This window comes from Gardnerella sp. 30-4, assembly GCF_001641215.1.
GTDB classification, from domain to species: Bacteria; Actinomycetota; Actinomycetes; order Actinomycetales; family Bifidobacteriaceae; genus Bifidobacterium; species Bifidobacterium leopoldii.
In genome coordinates this window covers 1-2442 of record NZ_LXJL01000137.1, presented here as the reverse complement: position 1 = coordinate 2442, position 2442 = coordinate 1, and the positions used below count along the sequence as shown (strand labels likewise).

The following is a 2442-nucleotide window of genomic DNA, read 5'->3' as shown; positions in this document are numbered from 1 at the left end:
AAATCAAACCATATTTTTTCTTAAGGTTTTTTTGTTTGCTATTTTCAACATTAAGTGTAGCATAATTAATTGAAAAATACAGAAAACGTTTTCACTTGTTGTAACAACATTTTTAATGGTGTATAGTTTCATTAGTAAGAAACGTTTACCTACAAGAAATGCTTATGCGGCGTTGCGGCCGTAATAAAGTTTCTAAACCTAAAGGAGGGTTTTAAGTATGGTAATCACTGGTGTTGGCATTGGGCGCTCGATGGCATATGGTGAAGTATTGTGTATGGCACCTGCTTTGCATGAGCCAGAGGATTCTCCTCGTGCTGTTAGTGTGTTGGCTGAGGATGCAAAAAAGGCTGTTAAAAATGCTTTAAATGAAGTAAATAAAGACCTAAACCATCGTGCAAGTGAGGCTCTTGAAGCAAAGGATGAGGGGACTCGAAAGGCAGCACCAATTATGCAAGCTCTTGCACAGATGGCCATCGATCCAGCATTAATAAGTGCAATTGAATCTGGTATTGATAAGGGGAAAACAGCTGAACGTGCCACTTGGGAAGGGTTCGCACAATTTGAAGACATGTTGCGTAATCTTGGTGGTTACATGGCTGAGCGTGCAGGAGATTTGCATGATGTTGGCCAGCGTGTTATTGCATCTTTGATTGGTGTTGAAGCTCCTGGAGTGCCGGAAAGTGATTCGCCTTTTGTACTGGTTGCTAAGGATCTTTCACCTGCTGATACAGCTTCACTTGATTTAAGCAAGGTTCAGGCAATTGTCACTCTTGATGGTGGTCCTACAAGTCACACTGCTATTCTTGCTCGTGCTCGTGGAATTGTTGCTGTTGTTGGAGCACACGATGCCTCTCAGCTGAAGAATCATCAAATTGTTGTAGTAGATGCCGTTAATGGTCATGTTATAAGCAGTCCTAGTGAAGAAGAAATCGCGCATGTTAAAGAGTCTCGTGAGCGTTTAAGCCGCGCTCGTGAATTGCGTGGATTGCCTGGAAGTACAAAAGATGGTCATTTGATTCCTCTTTTGGCAAATGTAGGAAAGCCCTCAGATGCTGTAACTGCTCATGAGTATGGAGCAGAAGGAGTAGGTCTATTCCGAACGGAATTTCTGTTTATTGGTAACGAGCAACCGCCTAGTATAGAAGAACAAACAGAATCTTATACAGAGTTACTATCTCAGTTTGAAGGCAAGAAAGTTGTTATTCGATTGCTTGATGCTGGAGCAGATAAGCCGTTACCATTCTTGACTCCTGAAGATGAACCAAATCCTGCCCTCGGACTTCGAGGTTTGCGTACTCTAAGACAGCATATGGATGTTCTAGATGGTCAGCTGGAGGCATTATCTCGTGCTGATGCTGTGACGAATGCTGACTTATGGGTGATGGCTCCAATGGTTTCAGACGAACATGAAGCAGCATATTTTGTAAAACTTGGTAAATCTAAAGGTCTTAAAAAGGTTGGCATTATGGCCGAGGTGCCTTCTATCGCCCTTGTTGCCGAGGAGGTTGCTCAAGTCGCTGATTTTGTATCTATCGGAACGAATGATTTGACGCAATACACTCTTGCAGCAGATAGAACCCTTGGGTCTGTTTCTAATTATCAAACTGCTTGGCACCCTGCAGTGTTGCGCGCGATCAAAATGATTGCAGACGCTGGTAACGCACATGCTATGCCAGTCGGAGTGTGTGGAGAAGCTGCAGCAGACCCAGACTTAGCGGTTGTTCTTACAGGTCTCGGTATTAACTCGCTTTCTATGACGCCGGTTGCTTTGGACGATGTTCGAGCAGAACTTGCTCAAACTACATTTGATGAAGCTAAGGCTAAAGCTCATGATGCTTTAGCTGGAAAGTTCTACCACTCAATCATGCAAGAATAAGCTAAGGGAGTAATTCAAAATATGATCGTTACGAAAAACATTAAAAATTCGATTACCAATCAGAAATAATCAAGAATAATTAACATGCTTAGAAAAGAGAAAATATGAGTACTGATATTGATGAGCTTCTCCCGGATTCTGCAGTAAACCTTGATATTGCAGCGAAGGATTGGCGTGATGCTATTTGTCTTGCAGGCAATGCTTTGAAGGAGTCTGGCTTTACTACTGATGAATATACGAATCAGATGATTGAAACAGTTGAGAAAATGGGCCCGTATATTGTTATTGCCCCAGGCTTGGCTTTGGCACATTCGCGCCCGTCGGAAGCAGTGTTAAAAAGTGGTTTGAGCTGGATTCGCTTAAGTACGCCTGTTAAATTTGGTAACACTGCCAACGATCCGGTCTCTTTAGTAATTGGTCTTGCAGGTCACGATGAAAATGAGCATATTGGCGTTATGTCCGCGGTTGCTGCAGCTTTGTCTAATCCTGTGAAGACTAGAGAACTTGCACAAGCAAAAAACGCTAAAGAAATTCGCGCAATTCTTAAAAGTTAAATACTAAAGAAT

Annotated in this window: 2 protein-coding genes; both read left to right on the top strand. The window is 42.5% G+C overall.

Annotated elements, in window-relative coordinates:
* The first annotated feature begins 217 nt into the window (after positions 1-217).
* A complete protein-coding gene (ptsP, locus tag A5294_RS06210) occupies positions 218-1876 on the top strand; it encodes a phosphoenolpyruvate--protein phosphotransferase (protein WP_064340721.1) in 1659 nt (552 codons plus the stop codon).
* A 104-nt stretch (positions 1877-1980) separates the two neighbouring features.
* A complete protein-coding gene (locus A5294_RS06205) occupies positions 1981-2430 on the top strand; it encodes a PTS sugar transporter subunit IIA (protein ID WP_004104748.1) in 450 nt (149 codons plus the stop codon).
* The last annotated feature ends 12 nt before the right edge of the window (positions 2431-2442 follow it).

Excerpts from the sequence above, each read along its gene's own strand:
- ptsP (WP_064340721.1), top strand. The coding sequence starts at position 218 with ATGGTAATCACTGGTGTTGGCATTGGGCGCTCGATGGCATATGGTGAA.
- A5294_RS06205 (WP_004104748.1), top strand. The coding sequence starts at position 1,981 with ATGAGTACTGATATTGATGAGCTTCTCCCGGATTCTGCAGTAAACCTT.